Raw genomic sequence first — 13,932 nt, 5'->3', positions numbered from 1 at the left:
TCGCTCTGTTCCTCACATCTGCATCATGGGCGGCTGCCGGCACGCACGTTAGTCGCTAACGGGAAGATATAACTATGAAACTGCAGCAGTTGCGCTATATCGTGGAAGTGGTCAATCACAATCTCAACGTCTCATCGACCGCTGAAGGTCTCTATACCTCACAGCCTGGCATCAGCAAACAGGTACGTATGCTTGAAGATGAGCTGGGGGTGCAGATATTTGCCCGCAGCGGCAAACATCTGACGCAGGTTACGCCAGCCGGTGAAGAGATTATCCGCATAGCACGTGAAGTATTATCAAAAGTTGATGCGATTAAATCCGTAGCGGGCGAACACACCTGGCCTGACAAGGGATCGCTTTATGTCGCCACCACGCATACGCAGGCGCGCTATGCGCTGCCGGGCGTAATCAAAGGATTTATCGAGCGCTACCCTCGCGTTTCACTGCATATGCATCAGGGCTCCCCTACGCAGATTGCTGAAGCGGTATCCAAGGGCAACGCTGACTTTGCCATTGCTACTGAAGCCCTGCACCTCTACGACGATCTCATCATGCTGCCCTGTTACCACTGGAATCGTGCGATTGTGGTAACGCCCGACCATCCGCTGGCAGGCAAAGACAACGTGACTATAGAGGAGCTGGCCGATTTCCCACTGGTAACCTACACCTTTGGTTTTACCGGCCGCTCCGAGCTCGATACAGCGTTTAATCGTGCAGGTCTGACCCCGCGTATCGTGTTTACCGCAACTGACGCAGATGTAATTAAAACTTATGTACGGCTTGGCTTAGGTGTGGGTGTGATTGCCAGTATGGCGGTTGACCCGGTAGCCGATCCGGATCTGGTTCGCATTGAAGCTTCAGAGATTTTCACCAATAGTACGACCAAAATAGGCTTCCGCCGCAGCACCTTCCTGCGCAGCTATATGTATGATTTTATTCAGCGATTTGCACCGCATCTCACGCGTGATGTGGTAGACACCGCTGTTGCTCTGCGCTCCAATGACGACATTGAAGCGATGTTCCGCGATATCAAACTCCCTTTCAAATAATTCGCCAAATCATGAATTTACCGGGGTGTCCAGTGGGCACCTTCAGGTTTCCCCTCGCTTAGCGCCATCAGTAGTTCAACAAAAGCCGACATTTTTCTGTAAATAAAACATGCATCACAGGTTTTTTCATTGTTATTAATTAATTGAGAAACAGTACACATTTTTCGGTTCGCTTCTTTGCACACTGCCAGGATTATTCCCATACTCCAGTTAACACCTGATGAAGAAGGGCTTTATTGCTGAGGTTTCTTATTTAACTCAAATTTAAAGTGGTACTAATTGTTGTTTAACCCAAATTGCGGTCGCCGTTTTTTTAATAGTTCTGAGGTCTGTGTTTCAATAAGGCTAATCAGTTTTCGAAGCTTTGATTAATAGCGTTAATCGTTGTGCTCAATAAAAATAACTGGATTTTTGGACTTAAGAAGTTTAGGATTCATCCTAAATCTTAATCGTTGTTATCAATCGTTTTGTTGAGAGTGATTATCAAAAACTATGGCTACGAGAATAACTGTACAACCCGACTTCCGGGCTAAGAGCACCAAGGTTCAGCGTACCGGTAACACCCGTCGCAAAGCCTGGTTGGCTGTCTTCGCTGCTTCAGCGCTGTTCTGGGTAGTGGTGGCATTAATGATTTGGCGTTTATGGGGCTAAGCCATGTGGGCAAACTCACTCAGTCGTAAATATCCGGTCACTGCACGGCAGCCAAATACACCTGCGTGCAAAGCAAAAGAAGCTCCTGCTGCTGAGCAGTCTGTAGCGATTCCTGCTTCCTGGGATCTGAGTGACAAGCAGCGCAGCTTTATCGAATCTTTTATGGATCCAAAACTCAAATAATTGTTGTTGCACTTATTTTTAGCATCTGATGTTGCTTTGATTTTTTTCCGGTTATTCCGGCGGGCCAGCAAAAAGCCCATGACCTTACACTGCAAATAAGCGTCGACAGTAGATTACTGAAGATTAAAGAAAATTTAGCCCGAGAACCGGGAAGGAGTGACGAATGAATACAACCACTTTTTCATGGCTTAGCGTTTATGCTTTCTCATTTGCCTTCTGGGCAGCGGCAGCCTGGGCTCTTATGTAACCGACGCTTCTTATCACCGAATTTATGGAAATGCCCCGACTCAGGTCGGGGCATTTTTGTTTGTAGCACCCAGTGCCCTTTCGGGTTGTTATCAAAACGTTAACGAAAATGTGGTCTATCTTTAAGCTAAACCTTGCACTCTCTGAGGTTTAGCCTAAGGAATTAAAGGAGGAGACATGTCGTTAACATTACGCGAGCAAAGTCAGGATACGCTGGCGGTCGGGGCACACACCTATCATTATTACAGTCTGGCTAAAGCTGCACAGCATACCGGCAATATTGATCGCTTACCGAAATCGATGAAAGTGCTGCTGGAAAACCTGCTGCGCTGGCAGGATGGCGAGTCCGTTACCCTTGAAGATATTCAGGCGCTGGCAGACTGGCAGCAAACCGCCCATGCTGACCGGGAGATTGCATATCGTCCGGCACGCGTGTTGATGCAGGATTTTACCGGCGTACCCGCCGTGGTCGATCTTGCCGCTATGCGCGAAGCAGTCGCACGACTGGGCGGAGATGTGGCAAAAGTTAACCCTTTGTCCCCGGTGGATCTGGTTATTGACCACTCCGTAACCGTCGATCGCTTCGGTAACGATGACGCCTTTGGCGAAAACGTCAGGCTGGAGATGGAACGTAATCACGAGCGCTACGTTTTCCTGCGCTGGGGACAGAAAGCGTTCAACCGGTTCCGCGTGGTGCCGCCGGGTACCGGCATCTGTCATCAGGTTAATCTGGAATATCTGGGTAAATCCGTCTGGCATGAAGAGCTGGAGGGCAAAAACGTTGCCTGGCCTGATACGCTGGTGGGTACCGACTCGCATACCACGATGATCAATGCGCTGGGCGTGCTGGGCTGGGGCGTTGGCGGCATCGAAGCGGAAGCGGCTATGCTGGGTCAGCCGGTTTCAATGCTTATTCCCGATGTGGTTGGCTTTAAGCTGACTGGCAAACTGCGTCCGGGCATTACCGCGACCGATCTGGTGCTGACCGTTACCCAGATGCTGCGTAAGCATGGCGTTGTCGGCAAATTTGTCGAATTCTACGGTGACGGGCTGGCCGATCTGCCGCTGGCCGATCGCGCAACGATCGCTAACATGGCACCCGAATATGGTGCCACCTGCGGTTTCTTCCCGATTGATGACGTCACCCTGAGCTATATGACGCTGACCGGGCGCGATGAGCAGCAGGTTAAATTGACGGAAGCGTATGCGAAGCAGCAGGGCCTGTGGCGAAATGCGGGCGACGAGCCGATCTTTACCAGCACGCTGGCGCTGGATATGGCTGACGTCGAATCGAGTATCGCAGGACCTAAGCGCCCGCAGGATCGGGTGGCGCTGGGCGATGTGCCCGCCGCGTTTGCCGCCAGTAATGAGCTGGAGATCAACCACGCACAAAAGCCGCATAAAGCGGTCAGTTATCGCGACAGTGAAACCCGCCAGTCGCATCAGCTTGATGATGGTGCGGTAGTTATTGCCGCGATTACTTCCTGTACCAATACGTCAAACCCCAGCGTGCTGATGGCCGCCGGCCTGCTGGCAAAAAAAGCGGTTGAGCGCGGGCTGAAGCGCCAGCCGTGGGTAAAAGCTTCCCTGGCCCCCGGATCAAAAGTGGTATCTGACTATCTGGCCACAGCCCGTCTCACGCCTTACCTGGACAAACTCGGTTTCAACCTGGTGGGGTATGGCTGTACAACCTGTATTGGTAACTCAGGGCCACTGCCGGATGAGATCGAAAGCGTTATAAAAGAGGGCGATCTGACCGTTGGCGCCGTGCTCTCCGGGAACCGTAATTTTGAAGGCCGTATACATCCGCTGATTAAAACTAACTGGCTGGCTTCACCCCCGCTGGTGGTGGCCTATGCGCTGGCCGGCAATATGAACATCAATCTGCAGAGCGAGCCTATCGGTCAGGATCAGACCGGCAAGGATGTTTATCTCAAAGATATCTGGCCATCACCGGAAGAGATCGCCGCCTCGGTGCAGCTGGTTAACAGCAGCATGTTCCGCAAAGAGTATGCGGAAGTGTTTGACGGGACGCCGGACTGGCAGCAAATCTCCGTGAGTGAAGCGGCAACCTACGACTGGGATGAAGGATCGACCTATATCCGCCTTTCACCTTTCTTTGATGACATGGAGAAAACGCCAAAGCCGCTTGAGGATATTCGCGGCGCCCGTATTCTGGCGATGCTGGGTGACTCAGTCACCACTGACCACATTTCGCCTGCGGGGAGTATTAAGGCTGAGAGTCCGGCGGGACGCTATCTGCTGGCGAAAGGCATAGAGCGTAACGACTTTAACTCCTACGGGTCGCGCCGTGGTAACCATGAAGTAATGATGCGCGGTACCTTTGCCAATATTCGTATCCGCAATGAAATGGTGCCCGGTACGGAAGGCGGCTACACCCGGCATTTTCCGGGTAATGAAACGCTGGCTATTTATGATGCCGCAATGAAATATAAAGAAGAGGGCGTGCCGCTCGCCGTGGTGGCCGGGAAAGAGTACGGTTCAGGTTCCAGCCGCGACTGGGCTGCTAAAGGACCGCGCCTGCAGGGAGTACGCGTCGTGATCGCTGAGTCTTTTGAGCGTATTCACCGTTCAAACCTGATTGGTATGGGGATCCTGCCGCTGGAGTTCCCGGCGGGCGTTACCCGTAAGACGCTGCAGTTAACCGGTGAGGAGCGGATAGATATTGCTGACCTGGCGCAGCTGACGCCGGGCTGCACGGTCAATGTTACTCTGACCCGCGCAGACGGCAGTGAGGAGCAGGTGGCCGCACGCTGCCGTATCGATACGGCAACGGAACTGACTTACTACCGCAATGACGGCATACTGCACTATGTTATCCGCAATATGCTGAACTAAAAAAAAGCCGGGCTTGCCCGGCTTCTTTTCTCTCAGGATTTCGGCAGCAGATGCCCCATCTTTTCCGCTTTGGTATCGAGATAGTGGGCATTTTTTGGATTGCGCCCGACGATCAGCGGCACGCGCTCAACAATATTAATGCCCGCTTCGCTGAGGATCTCAACCTTGCGCGGATTATTTGTCAGCAGGCGCACTTCATCGATACCCAGTAATTTGAACATATCAGCGCACAGGGTGAAATCACGCTCATCAGCGGCAAAGCCCAACTGATGGTTCGCCTCGACGGTGTCATAGCCTTTATCCTGCAGCGCATAGGCGCGGATTTTGTTCAGTAAACCGATATTACGGCCTTCCTGACGGTGATACAGCAGCACCCCGCGCCCCTCTTCAGCAATCGCTGTTAACGCCGCTTCAAGCTGAAAGCCGCAGTCGCAGCGCAGACTGAACAGCGCATCACCGGTCAGACACTCAGAGTGGACACGCGCCAGCACGGGCGTATGATCGCTGATATCACCGTAAACCAGCGCCACATGATCGTGGCCGGTTGCCAGTTCTTCAAAACCTACCATCAGGAAATCTCCCCATGGCGTGGGCAGTTTAGCTTCTGCTACCCGTTTAAGCTGCATGTGATTCTCCAGAACCTTCAGAGGATGCGCTATCATCTTGATAACGCACGGGCCGACTGACCCGAAAATTGTGTCTATTGTGCCATATCCACAAGCAGGCCCGCTAATCAGTCAGAAAGATTGTAGTGATAAAGCACGATTATCCAAGCCGCTTTAGGTATGTTATTCTTTTTTCAGCTAAAGTTATTCAGCAAACGCATTATAACCCGCAGGAAAAGCCAAAGTATGTTGAAAATAGTGCAGCGCACGACTCTGGGTGCCTTCTTATTAATTGCGATGCCACTCTGCGTCTGGCTGTCGGGCTGGCAATGGCAGCCGGGTGAAAGCGGGGGAGTGCTGCGCTTTTTGTTCTGGATGACGGAAACCGTCACCAGCCCGTGGGGGATTATCACCAGCAGCGTGCTGAGCGCCTGGATGCTTTGGTGTCTGCGCTTCCGCCTTAAGCCTGCTATCCTGCTGCTGATTATCATGAATGGCGCGATTCTCGCCGGGCAGTACACGAAGTCATGGATTAAAGAGCAGGTGCAGGAGCCGCGACCCTATGTGGTCTGGCTGGAGCAGCAGCATGGCATCAGCAACGATGAATTTTATCAGCTGAAACGGCAACAGCGGGGCGAGATGGTTAATGCGCTGCTGGCCAGCGATACGCAAATTCCCCGCTGGTTAAAGCAGCACTGGGCATTTGAAACAGGATTTGCTTTTCCTTCCGGCCATACTATGTTTGCTGCCAGCTGGGCGCTGCTGGCAATGGGCCTGCTCTGGCCGCGTCGCCGGGTGGTGACGCTGGTGGTGCTGTTCAGCTGGGCCATTATGGTGATGGGCAGCCGGCTGGTGCTGGGTATGCACTGGCCGCGCGACCTGATTGTCGCAACCCTTATCTCCTGGCTGCTGGTGACCGTCGCGACCTGGCTGGCGCAGCGCTTTTGCGGTCCGCTTACGCTTCCGCCTGATGAGCAGCGCGAAGTCAAAGCGCGCGACGACGGATTGTAATCAGCCGAACTGCCCCCATATAGCTGATTACGCTTGCGCAAAGCCAGCTAACTGATAACGTGAAAGCAGCATGGTACGCGCTTTTTTGGCATACTCTATTGGAAACTCTACGACAGGACGCATTGTGAAATATTTGCTGATTTTTCTGGTGGTACTGGTCATTTTTATCATTTCAGTGACGCTGGGTGCTCACAATGATCAGGTGGTGACCTTCAACTATCTGCTGGCGCAGGGTGAATTTCGTATCTCCACGCTGCTTGCGGTGCTGTTTGGCGCCGGTTTTTTACTGGGCTGGGCAATCTGCGGACTATTCTGGTTACGCATCCGCGTTTCACTGGCACATGCTCAGCGTAAACTGAAGCGTATGCAGGCGCAAAACGAACACGCTTCGGCAGCCACCACCGTATCGACTACAGGTCGTCGGGATTAATGTTCAATGCATGAATTGCTGTTTCTGCTTCTCCCGGTCGCAGCGGCCTACGGCTGGTATATGGGACGACGCAGCGCGTACCAGAATAAGCAACAGGAAGCGAACCGCCTGTCACGAGAGTATGTGGCCGGGGTAAACTTTCTGCTTTCAAATCAGCAGGATAAAGCCGTCGATCTATTCCTCGACATGCTGAAAGAAGATAGTGGTACGGTTGAGGCGCACCTGACGCTCGGTAATCTGTTTCGCTCACGCGGCGAGGTAGATCGCGCTATACGTATTCACCAGTCGCTGATGGAAAGCGCCTCGCTTACCTACGACCAGCGACTGCTGGCGATTCAGCAGCTTGGCCGCGACTATATGGCGGCGGGCCTCTACGATCGCGCAGAAGATATGTTCAGTCAGCTAACGGATGAAACCGATTTTCGCATTGCCGCTCTGCAGCAGCTGCTGCTGATTCATCAGGCAACCAGCGACTGGCAGAAAGCGATCGACGTTGCTGAGAAGCTGGTAAGACTGGGAAAAGAGAAGCAAAAAGGCGAGATTGCGCACTTCTATTGTGAGCTGGCGCTGCAGGCGATGAGCAGTGACGATCTCGATCGCGCAATGTCACTGCTGAAAAAAGGTGAATCGGCCGATCATCAGAGCGCGCGCGTTTCCATCATGATGGGACGCATCCTGATGGAGCAGGGGGAGTATGCGAAAGCAGCACAGCGTCTGCAGCGGGTGCTGGATCAGGATAAAGAACTGGTCAGCGAAACGCTGCCGATGCTGGAAACCTGCTATCAGCGGCTGGCGCAGCCAGAGGTGTGGGCCGGTTATCTGCAGCGCTGTACCGAAGAGAATACCGGTGCCGCCGCTGAGCTCTATCTGTCAGATATTCTGGAGCAGCAGCAGGGGCCGGAAGCGGCACAGCTCTATATTAATCGCCAGCTGCAGCGTCATCCGACCATGCGCGTCTTCCACCGGCTAATGGACTTTCACCTGCATGAAGCGGAAGATGGCCGGGCAAAAGAGAGTCTGATGGTTCTGCGCGATATGGTTGGTGAACAGATCCGCACCAAACCGCGCTATCGTTGCCATAAATGCGGTTTTACCGCCTACGCACTTTACTGGCACTGCCCATCCTGCCGGGCATGGTCTTCAATAAAACCGATCAGAGGACTTGACGGGCAGTAACAGCTATTTTAAAAAAAAACAGGCACAATAGTTACAACGTACTTTTTAATAATCGCATTATCGCGCATCAGACACCGGCATATGGCTCAACAGGTCACGTATCCCGGGCGTAAGATTGTTCTGCCGCAGCATGGCAGGTAGAATGCAGGCCGTTTGTTGCCCCTGTGCCTGCTTATGAGGAAACGTTATGTCTTTAACCCCTTCACCCATTCTGGTGGCGCTCGACTACAGTAATCTGGATGACGCACTGCGATTTGTGGACCGTATTGATCCTGCTCAGTGTCGCCTCAAAGTAGGCAAAGAGATGTTCACGCTGTTTGGTCCGTCAGTGGTCCGGACATTGCAGGCACGCGGATTCGATCTCTTTCTCGATCTGAAATTTCACGATATCCCCAACACCACCGCACATGCCGTAGCCGCTGCCGCAGAGCTGGGCGTCTGGATGGTGAACGTGCACGCCAGCGGGGGAGCACGCATGATGCAGGCTGCACGCGAGGCGCTGCTGCCTTTTGGAAAAGATGCACCGCTGCTGATTGCTGTAACCGTGCTGACCAGCATGGATGAAGAGGATCTGCGCGGACTGGGCATCACCCTGTCACCGGCGCAACAGGCAGAGCGGCTGGCGCGCCTCACGCAACAGTGTGGCCTGGATGGTGTCGTCTGCTCAGCCCATGAAGCGGCTGCATTCAAACAGGCGTTCGGCAGCGAATTTGCGCTGGTCACGCCCGGTATCCGACCGGCAGGCAGCGACGCTGGCGATCAGCGCCGTATTATGACGCCTCTGCAGGCGCAGCAGGCCGGGGTTGATTATATGGTTATCGGCCGTCCGGTTACGCAGTCAGCCGATCCGGCTGCCACGCTGCAGCAGATTATTACATCGTTACAGGAGGCGTAATGGCGCAGGACAATCCACTGGTTTACTCCACCGACAGCGGGCGTATTGTGCCGGCAGAGGAGAAGCCACAGCGACCGCGCGGCGATGGTATTGTACGCATTCAGCGTCAGACCAGCGGACGTAAAGGCAAGGGCGTCTGTCTGATCACCGGTATCAACCTGGACGACAGCGCGCTGGCTACTCTTGCCGCAGAACTGAAGAAAAAGTGCGGCTGCGGGGGGGCGGTAAAAGAGGGCGTGATTGAGATTCAGGGGGATAAACGTGACCTGCTCAAAACGCTGCTCGAAGCCAAAGGCATGAAGGTTAAGCTGGCGGGCGGTTAATGAAAGCGGGCCACGCATTGTGGCCCGGACAAAAGGGTGTCTGCTGTGTAGCCTGCAAAAAATTAACGGTCGATTTGATGGCCGATAATACCGCCCACCGCCGCGCCGCCCACGGTACCCAGGCCACTGCCGTTGGTCAGGACTGAACCACCAATAGCACCGGCACCGGCACCAATTGCCGTGTTGCGATCGCGTTTAGACCAGTTTGAACAGCCGCTCAGCGCAACAACTAATGTTGCTGCCAGCACGGCAACGGATACACGTTTCACTGTTGTAGTCATAGATATCTCCTTGATGATTGGCTCAGAGGCAACAGCAATAAGTATAGATGCCCGACGGCAAAGTTCTTTATTCCCGGATGGAAAAGTTGGGCCAGGCCGCCGGGTTTATGCTGTCTGCCAGCGTAAATATCCTGAAACCGAATGGTCCTGTTTAATTTTAAACGCTGCGGCGCAGTCGGCAGACAGAAAACGCTGAATCTGCGCCGCATTTATGACGAGACAGCGACTTTCCACTGAGCATTCAGCCATTCTTTCCATAACATCCGATCCCCTCTCTGCGCACAATCTCTCTATCACAGACTGGTGGAGAACAATGATGCTGGAAGCGCTAAAGCAGCAGGTACTGGAAGCGAATCTCGATTTACCGCGCTACAACCTGGTCACGTTCACCTGGGGCAACGTCAGCGCCATTGACAGAGAGCAGGGTGTACTGGTGATCAAGCCTTCAGGGGTGCGATATGAAAAGATGCAGCGGGATGACATGGTAGTGGTAGATCTGGGGAGTGGTGCGGTGATCGAAGGCGCGCTACGACCCTCATCGGACACGGCCACGCATCGTGCGCTTTATCAGGCGTGGCCCGATATTGGCGGTATCGTTCATACGCACTCGCGGCATGCAACCATCTGGGCACAGGCAGGACGCGATATACCCGCCTGGGGCACGACCCACGCGGATGATTTCTACGGCACGATCCCCTGCACCCGCGCCATGCTGCGCATGGAGATCGAGCAGGAGTATGAGTGGAATACCGGACAGGTCATCATCGAAACTTTTGCCCATCGTAATATTCAGCCCGCCGCAATTCCCGCAGCGCTGGTTAACTCTCACGGGCCTTTCGCATGGGGCAGCGATGCGGCGGCGGCAGTACACAGTGCGGTGGTCCTGGAGGAGGTCGCCTATATGGCGCTGCATACCGAACAGCTGCGAGCTGAACTCCCGCCTATCTCACAAAATCTGCTGGATCTGCACTACCTGCGCAAACACGGTAAAAATGCATGGTATGGACAATAAGGCTGTTCTTACAGCCTCAGGCGCCTGCGGGCGCTTTTTTTATCGCTGCATCAGTAAATTCCTGGCTAACGATGCGTGATTCACGCGCGTGCAGTGTGCTAAATCGTCTTTATTCACAACGCGTTAGGCGATCTCATGTACTCTGGCTTTCGCTCTGCTCTATCCTGAAATGGCGCTAATGATTTTTCACCCCCCTGTTCAGGGATACTTCTGGATTTTGCTTTATAAATCAATCTCTCATTTGGTCTGGCCTCACTCTGCATTACGCTGATGTGGCGTTAAACGCATCACATAAATATTAGAGGATGAGACTATGACCGTTATTAACCAACCAACCTGCCGCCTGTTTACCGAAGCGGGACAGACCACCCAACTTGTTGCTTACTACGAGGAAGGGCGTCGCACCATGTGGATGATGTTGCGGGCTCAGCCACGCCCAAGCTTCAACCATGAATTAATCGAGGAGATCATGAACCTGAGCTATACGGCTCAGCGCTCCGGACTGCCGATCGATTTCTGGGTAACCGGCTCTTTAGTCCCACAGATGTTCAACGCCGGTGGCGATCTGCGCTTTTTTGTTGAGTGCATTCGCAACAACCGTCGCGAAGCGCTGCGTGCCTATGCCCGGGCCTGCGTCGACTGCATTCACTCGGCGGCTCGCGGGTTTGATACTGGCGCGGTAACGCTGGCGATGATTGAAGGCAGCGCTCTGGGCGGAGGCTTTGAGGCCGCGCTGGCGCACCATTTCATTCTGGCACAGAACAGCGCGCGTCTCGGTTTCCCGGAGATTGCGTTTAATCTGTTCCCGGGAATGGGTGGCTATTCGCTGGTCGCGCGTCGTTCCGGTATGAAGCTGGCAGAAGAGCTGATCTGTGAAGGAGAGTCGCACAGTGCAGAGTGGTATGAGACGCGCGGCCTGGTCGATAAAGTGTTCCAGCCGGGTGAAGCGTACCGCGCGACGCGCACCTTTATCGATACCTTACGGCCTAAGCTGAATGGCGTGCGTGCCATGCTGAAAGCGCGCCAGCGCGTACTGCAGCTGTCACGTGCTGAACTGATGGATATTACGGAGGACTGGGTAGATTATGCCTTTACGCTTGAACCCAAGGATATCGCCTATATGGAGCGCCTGGTGCAGTTACAAAATCGCCACAGTGCTTCATTACGTAAAGCCGGATAATACTTCCGCGCAGAGTTAAACACGGGCAGGATGCTTCAGCCAATGCCCGAGCTGTTCTGCGGGCATTGGTTTGGCGTAAAAATAGCCCTGGCGCCCATCCACACCGTTAGTGAGAACAAATTTCTCTTCCGCTTTGGTTTCAATACCCTCTGCAATCACCTGCAGCTCAAGGGCTTTGGCAACCGCCACAATCGCGCGCACTAAAGATTGCGAAACCGGTTGTTTGTTGATATCCCGGACAAAACTCTGATCCAGCTTAATGGCATCAATGGGTACCCGTGCCAGCTGAGAAAGGGAAGAGTAGCCGGTGCCGAAGTCATCAAGATGTACCTGCGCCCCAAGCTCCTGAAACTGTTTCATGAGCTTAAGCGCACCCGCTTCATTCTCAATCAGGCAGCTTTCAGTTAATTCAATATCGATCGGGGATGCCGTCAGCCCCGCTTCGCCCAGCGCATTTTTCAGATCGCTGTAGATGCTCTGATCGATAAGCTGTTTCGCGGAGACGTTGACGGCAACGCGCAGAAAAATGCCTTCACTGCGCCACTTTATAATCTGCTGCAGCACATTAAGCATGACCCAGCGGCCCAGCGGGACAATCAGACCGGACTCTTCGGCATAGGGGATAAAGTCGCCGGGCGAGACCATGCCGCGTTCCGGAGAGTTCCAGCGTACCAGCGCTTCGGCGCTGCGCACCTCGCCGTCGCGATCGACCTTAGGCTGGTAATAGACCACCAGGTGATCCTGCTCCAGCGCTTTACGCAGATTGGTATCGAGCCAGAGGTATTCAAAGACCCGCTTGTTCATTTCGCTGGTGAAGATGCAGAACTTGCCGCGGCCATTCTCTTTGGCATGATACATGGCCGTATCCGCATTGCGGATCAGGCTTTCACGATCTTCGCCATGCAGGGGAGCCAGTGAGATCCCGATAGAACAGCCGCTGTAAACCTCAATAAGCCCGATGCGAAAGGGCTGCCGCAGCCGCTCAAGGATACGCGACGACATCGCCTCCAGCGCCGCCTGACTGGTATGCTCAGCCAGCACCACAAATTCATCGCCGCCAAGACGTGCCAGCGTCTGATCTTTGCCCAGGCAGCTGAGGATAGCCAGCGATACCGCCTGCAGCAGCTGATCGCCGAACATATGACCGTAAGCGTCATTTACCTTTTTAAAATTGTCGAGATCGAGGTAGACCACGCCGGTCTGAGAACCGTTCGCCAGCTCCAGTGCCAGGCTAATTTGCTGGTGAATAGCGTTACGATTAGGCAAACCCGTGACCGTATCGGTATTTGCCAGCACCCGAAGCCGCTCCTGTGCCCGTCGCTCTTCGGTGATATCCGTACCGGAACAGATGAGGAAAATTTCATTTTTCCCGCTGCCGCTGTGAACGAACTTATTACGGAACAGAAACAGTCGCTGACCCTTTTTGGTTTTGACCCAGCGCTCAACTTCATACGAATTTCCGTCGCGGAAAAAACCGGTGATATTACGGCGTGAAGCCTGCGCCTCCTGCCGGGTCATAAATAGCTGAAAGACGTTACGACCGATAACTTCCTGCTCTTTCAGGCCGGTATACTCTTCACTCAAACGATTAAAGCGCTGAATGTTACCGCGCTGGTCGAGGATAACGATAACCGAGTTAGCTTCAGATACCACCTGTTCGGCGAAAGAGAGTCCCTGGGTGAGATCGCGGGCAACCGACGACGTATCACCCCATGCAGAGGCGGTGCCGGCCCAGGTAGACTGGTTCACTTTACGTCCGACAAAGTGCATTGGCACCGGGGTTCCGTGCAGCGGCAGAGTAAGATTAATGCTGGAGGTGATCACCGTCATCGCCCGTAACAGACTGGCCTGCGCCGGAGTAAGCGAAACGGCCAGATTGGTATTGGCATTTTCATCTTCGGCAAAATGCAGTGCGTCACTGTCAGAGGTTAACCGCCAATGGGGGCTGGTGGTGCCAAACAAGGCATACAGCAAGGTTTGCCCCTGTTCATCGGTCATTTAAACTTCCTCCGGCCATGTCTCTAAGACTCT

At 53.8% G+C, this 13,932-nt stretch carries 14 protein-coding genes; 11 read left to right on the top strand and 3 right to left on the bottom strand.

Annotation, left to right across the window (positions count from 1 at the left end; all coding sequences use genetic code 11):
* Positions 1–74: 74 nt before the first annotated feature.
* From cysB to acnA, 4 genes are all read left to right on the top strand, one after another.
* Positions 75–1,049, top strand: a complete 975-nt coding sequence (gene cysB, locus B4056_RS15070; protein ID WP_039384577.1) for an HTH-type transcriptional regulator CysB — start codon at positions 75–77, stop codon at positions 1,047–1,049.
* 492 nt (positions 1,050–1,541) lie between these two features.
* Positions 1,542–1,700, top strand: a complete 159-nt coding sequence (locus B4056_RS15065) for a YmiA family putative membrane protein (protein WP_071668859.1) — start codon at positions 1,542–1,544, stop codon at positions 1,698–1,700.
* Positions 1,701–1,703: 3 nt separating this feature from the next.
* Positions 1,704–1,883, top strand: coding sequence for a hypothetical protein (locus tag B4056_RS15060; RefSeq protein WP_039384574.1), 180 nt, complete (start codon positions 1,704–1,706; stop codon positions 1,881–1,883).
* Between the two features lie 423 nt (positions 1,884–2,306).
* On the top strand, positions 2,307–4,988 hold the full coding sequence (gene acnA, locus B4056_RS15055; RefSeq protein ID WP_094110942.1) for an aconitate hydratase AcnA: 2,682 nt from the start codon (positions 2,307–2,309) through the stop codon (positions 4,986–4,988).
* Positions 4,989–5,020: 32 nt separating this feature from the next.
* Here the strand turns inward: acnA and ribA are convergent, their stop codons facing one another.
* The gene (ribA, locus tag B4056_RS15050; protein WP_039384570.1) at positions 5,021–5,614 is read right to left on the bottom strand and encodes a GTP cyclohydrolase II; all 594 of its coding nucleotides are present in this window, start codon (positions 5,612–5,614) and stop codon (positions 5,021–5,023) included.
* Between the two features lie 225 nt (positions 5,615–5,839).
* Between ribA and pgpB the strand changes: the two genes are divergently transcribed.
* From pgpB to yciH, 5 genes are all read left to right on the top strand, one after another.
* Positions 5,840–6,604 (top strand): phosphatidylglycerophosphatase B, encoded by a 765-nt coding sequence (gene pgpB / locus B4056_RS15045; protein WP_094110941.1) that lies wholly within the window; start codon positions 5,840–5,842, stop codon positions 6,602–6,604.
* 124 nt (positions 6,605–6,728) lie between these two features.
* Complete coding sequence (locus B4056_RS15040; RefSeq protein WP_039384565.1) at positions 6,729–7,034, top strand: LapA family protein; 306 nt, start codon at positions 6,729–6,731, stop codon at positions 7,032–7,034.
* Positions 7,035–7,040: 6 nt separating this feature from the next.
* Positions 7,041–8,210, top strand: coding sequence for a lipopolysaccharide assembly protein LapB (gene lapB / locus B4056_RS15035; protein ID WP_113655174.1), 1,170 nt, complete (start codon positions 7,041–7,043; stop codon positions 8,208–8,210).
* A 187-nt stretch (positions 8,211–8,397) separates the two neighbouring features.
* Positions 8,398–9,105 carry an orotidine-5'-phosphate decarboxylase gene (gene pyrF, locus B4056_RS15030; RefSeq protein WP_288655180.1) on the top strand — a complete coding sequence of 236 codons (708 nt, stop codon included), beginning with the start codon at positions 8,398–8,400 and terminating at the stop codon, positions 9,103–9,105.
* A complete protein-coding gene (gene yciH, locus B4056_RS15025; protein WP_113655176.1) occupies positions 9,105–9,428 on the top strand; it encodes a stress response translation initiation inhibitor YciH in 324 nt (107 codons plus the stop codon). Before pyrF ends, yciH begins: the two co-directional genes overlap by 1 nt.
* Positions 9,429–9,490: 62 nt before the next feature.
* Here the strand turns inward: yciH and osmB are convergent, their stop codons facing one another.
* A complete protein-coding gene (gene osmB / locus B4056_RS15020; RefSeq protein WP_039384556.1) occupies positions 9,491–9,709 on the bottom strand; it encodes an osmotically-inducible lipoprotein OsmB in 219 nt (72 codons plus the stop codon).
* 316 nt (positions 9,710–10,025) lie between these two features.
* Here osmB and araD point away from each other — a divergent pair, with 316 nt between their 5' ends.
* Together araD and B4056_RS15010 are read left to right on the top strand one after the other, a co-directional pair.
* A complete protein-coding gene (gene araD, locus B4056_RS15015; protein ID WP_150034463.1) occupies positions 10,026–10,721 on the top strand; it encodes an L-ribulose-5-phosphate 4-epimerase in 696 nt (231 codons plus the stop codon).
* Positions 10,722–11,034: 313 nt separating this feature from the next.
* A complete protein-coding gene (locus B4056_RS15010; RefSeq protein WP_039384553.1) occupies positions 11,035–11,901 on the top strand; it encodes a crotonase/enoyl-CoA hydratase family protein in 867 nt (288 codons plus the stop codon).
* Between the two features lie 15 nt (positions 11,902–11,916).
* Here the strand turns inward: B4056_RS15010 and pdeR are convergent, their stop codons facing one another.
* The gene (gene pdeR / locus B4056_RS15005; protein WP_288655177.1) at positions 11,917–13,899 is read right to left on the bottom strand and encodes a cyclic di-GMP phosphodiesterase; all 1,983 of its coding nucleotides are present in this window, start codon (positions 13,897–13,899) and stop codon (positions 11,917–11,919) included.
* Positions 13,900–13,932: the final 33 nt, after the last annotated feature.

Origin of the sequence: Pantoea sp. UBA7232 (genome assembly GCF_002473195.1) — a bacterium.
Lineage (GTDB): Bacteria > Pseudomonadota > Gammaproteobacteria > Enterobacterales > Enterobacteriaceae > Pantoea > Pantoea eucrina.
This window is presented reverse-complemented; position numbering and strand designations above follow the sequence as displayed.

Coding starts and splice junctions, on each gene's coding strand:
- cysB (WP_039384577.1), top strand. CDS start 75: ATGAAACTGCAGCAGTTGCGCTATATCGTGGAAGTGGTCAATCACAAT.
- B4056_RS15065 (WP_071668859.1), top strand. CDS start 1,542: ATGGCTACGAGAATAACTGTACAACCCGACTTCCGGGCTAAGAGCACC.
- B4056_RS15060 (WP_039384574.1), top strand. CDS start 1,704: ATGTGGGCAAACTCACTCAGTCGTAAATATCCGGTCACTGCACGGCAG.
- acnA (WP_094110942.1), top strand. CDS start 2,307: ATGTCGTTAACATTACGCGAGCAAAGTCAGGATACGCTGGCGGTCGGG.
- ribA (WP_039384570.1), bottom strand. CDS start 5,614: ATGCAGCTTAAACGGGTAGCAGAAGCTAAACTGCCCACGCCATGGGGA.
- pgpB (WP_094110941.1), top strand. CDS start 5,840: ATGTTGAAAATAGTGCAGCGCACGACTCTGGGTGCCTTCTTATTAATT.
- lapB (WP_113655174.1), top strand. CDS start 7,041: ATGCATGAATTGCTGTTTCTGCTTCTCCCGGTCGCAGCGGCCTACGGC.
- pyrF (WP_288655180.1), top strand. CDS start 8,398: ATGTCTTTAACCCCTTCACCCATTCTGGTGGCGCTCGACTACAGTAAT.
- yciH (WP_113655176.1), top strand. CDS start 9,105: ATGGCGCAGGACAATCCACTGGTTTACTCCACCGACAGCGGGCGTATT.
- osmB (WP_039384556.1), bottom strand. CDS start 9,709: ATGACTACAACAGTGAAACGTGTATCCGTTGCCGTGCTGGCAGCAACA.
- araD (WP_150034463.1), top strand. CDS start 10,026: ATGCTGGAAGCGCTAAAGCAGCAGGTACTGGAAGCGAATCTCGATTTA.
- B4056_RS15010 (WP_039384553.1), top strand. CDS start 11,035: ATGACCGTTATTAACCAACCAACCTGCCGCCTGTTTACCGAAGCGGGA.
- pdeR (WP_288655177.1), bottom strand. CDS start 13,899: ATGACCGATGAACAGGGGCAAACCTTGCTGTATGCCTTGTTTGGCACC.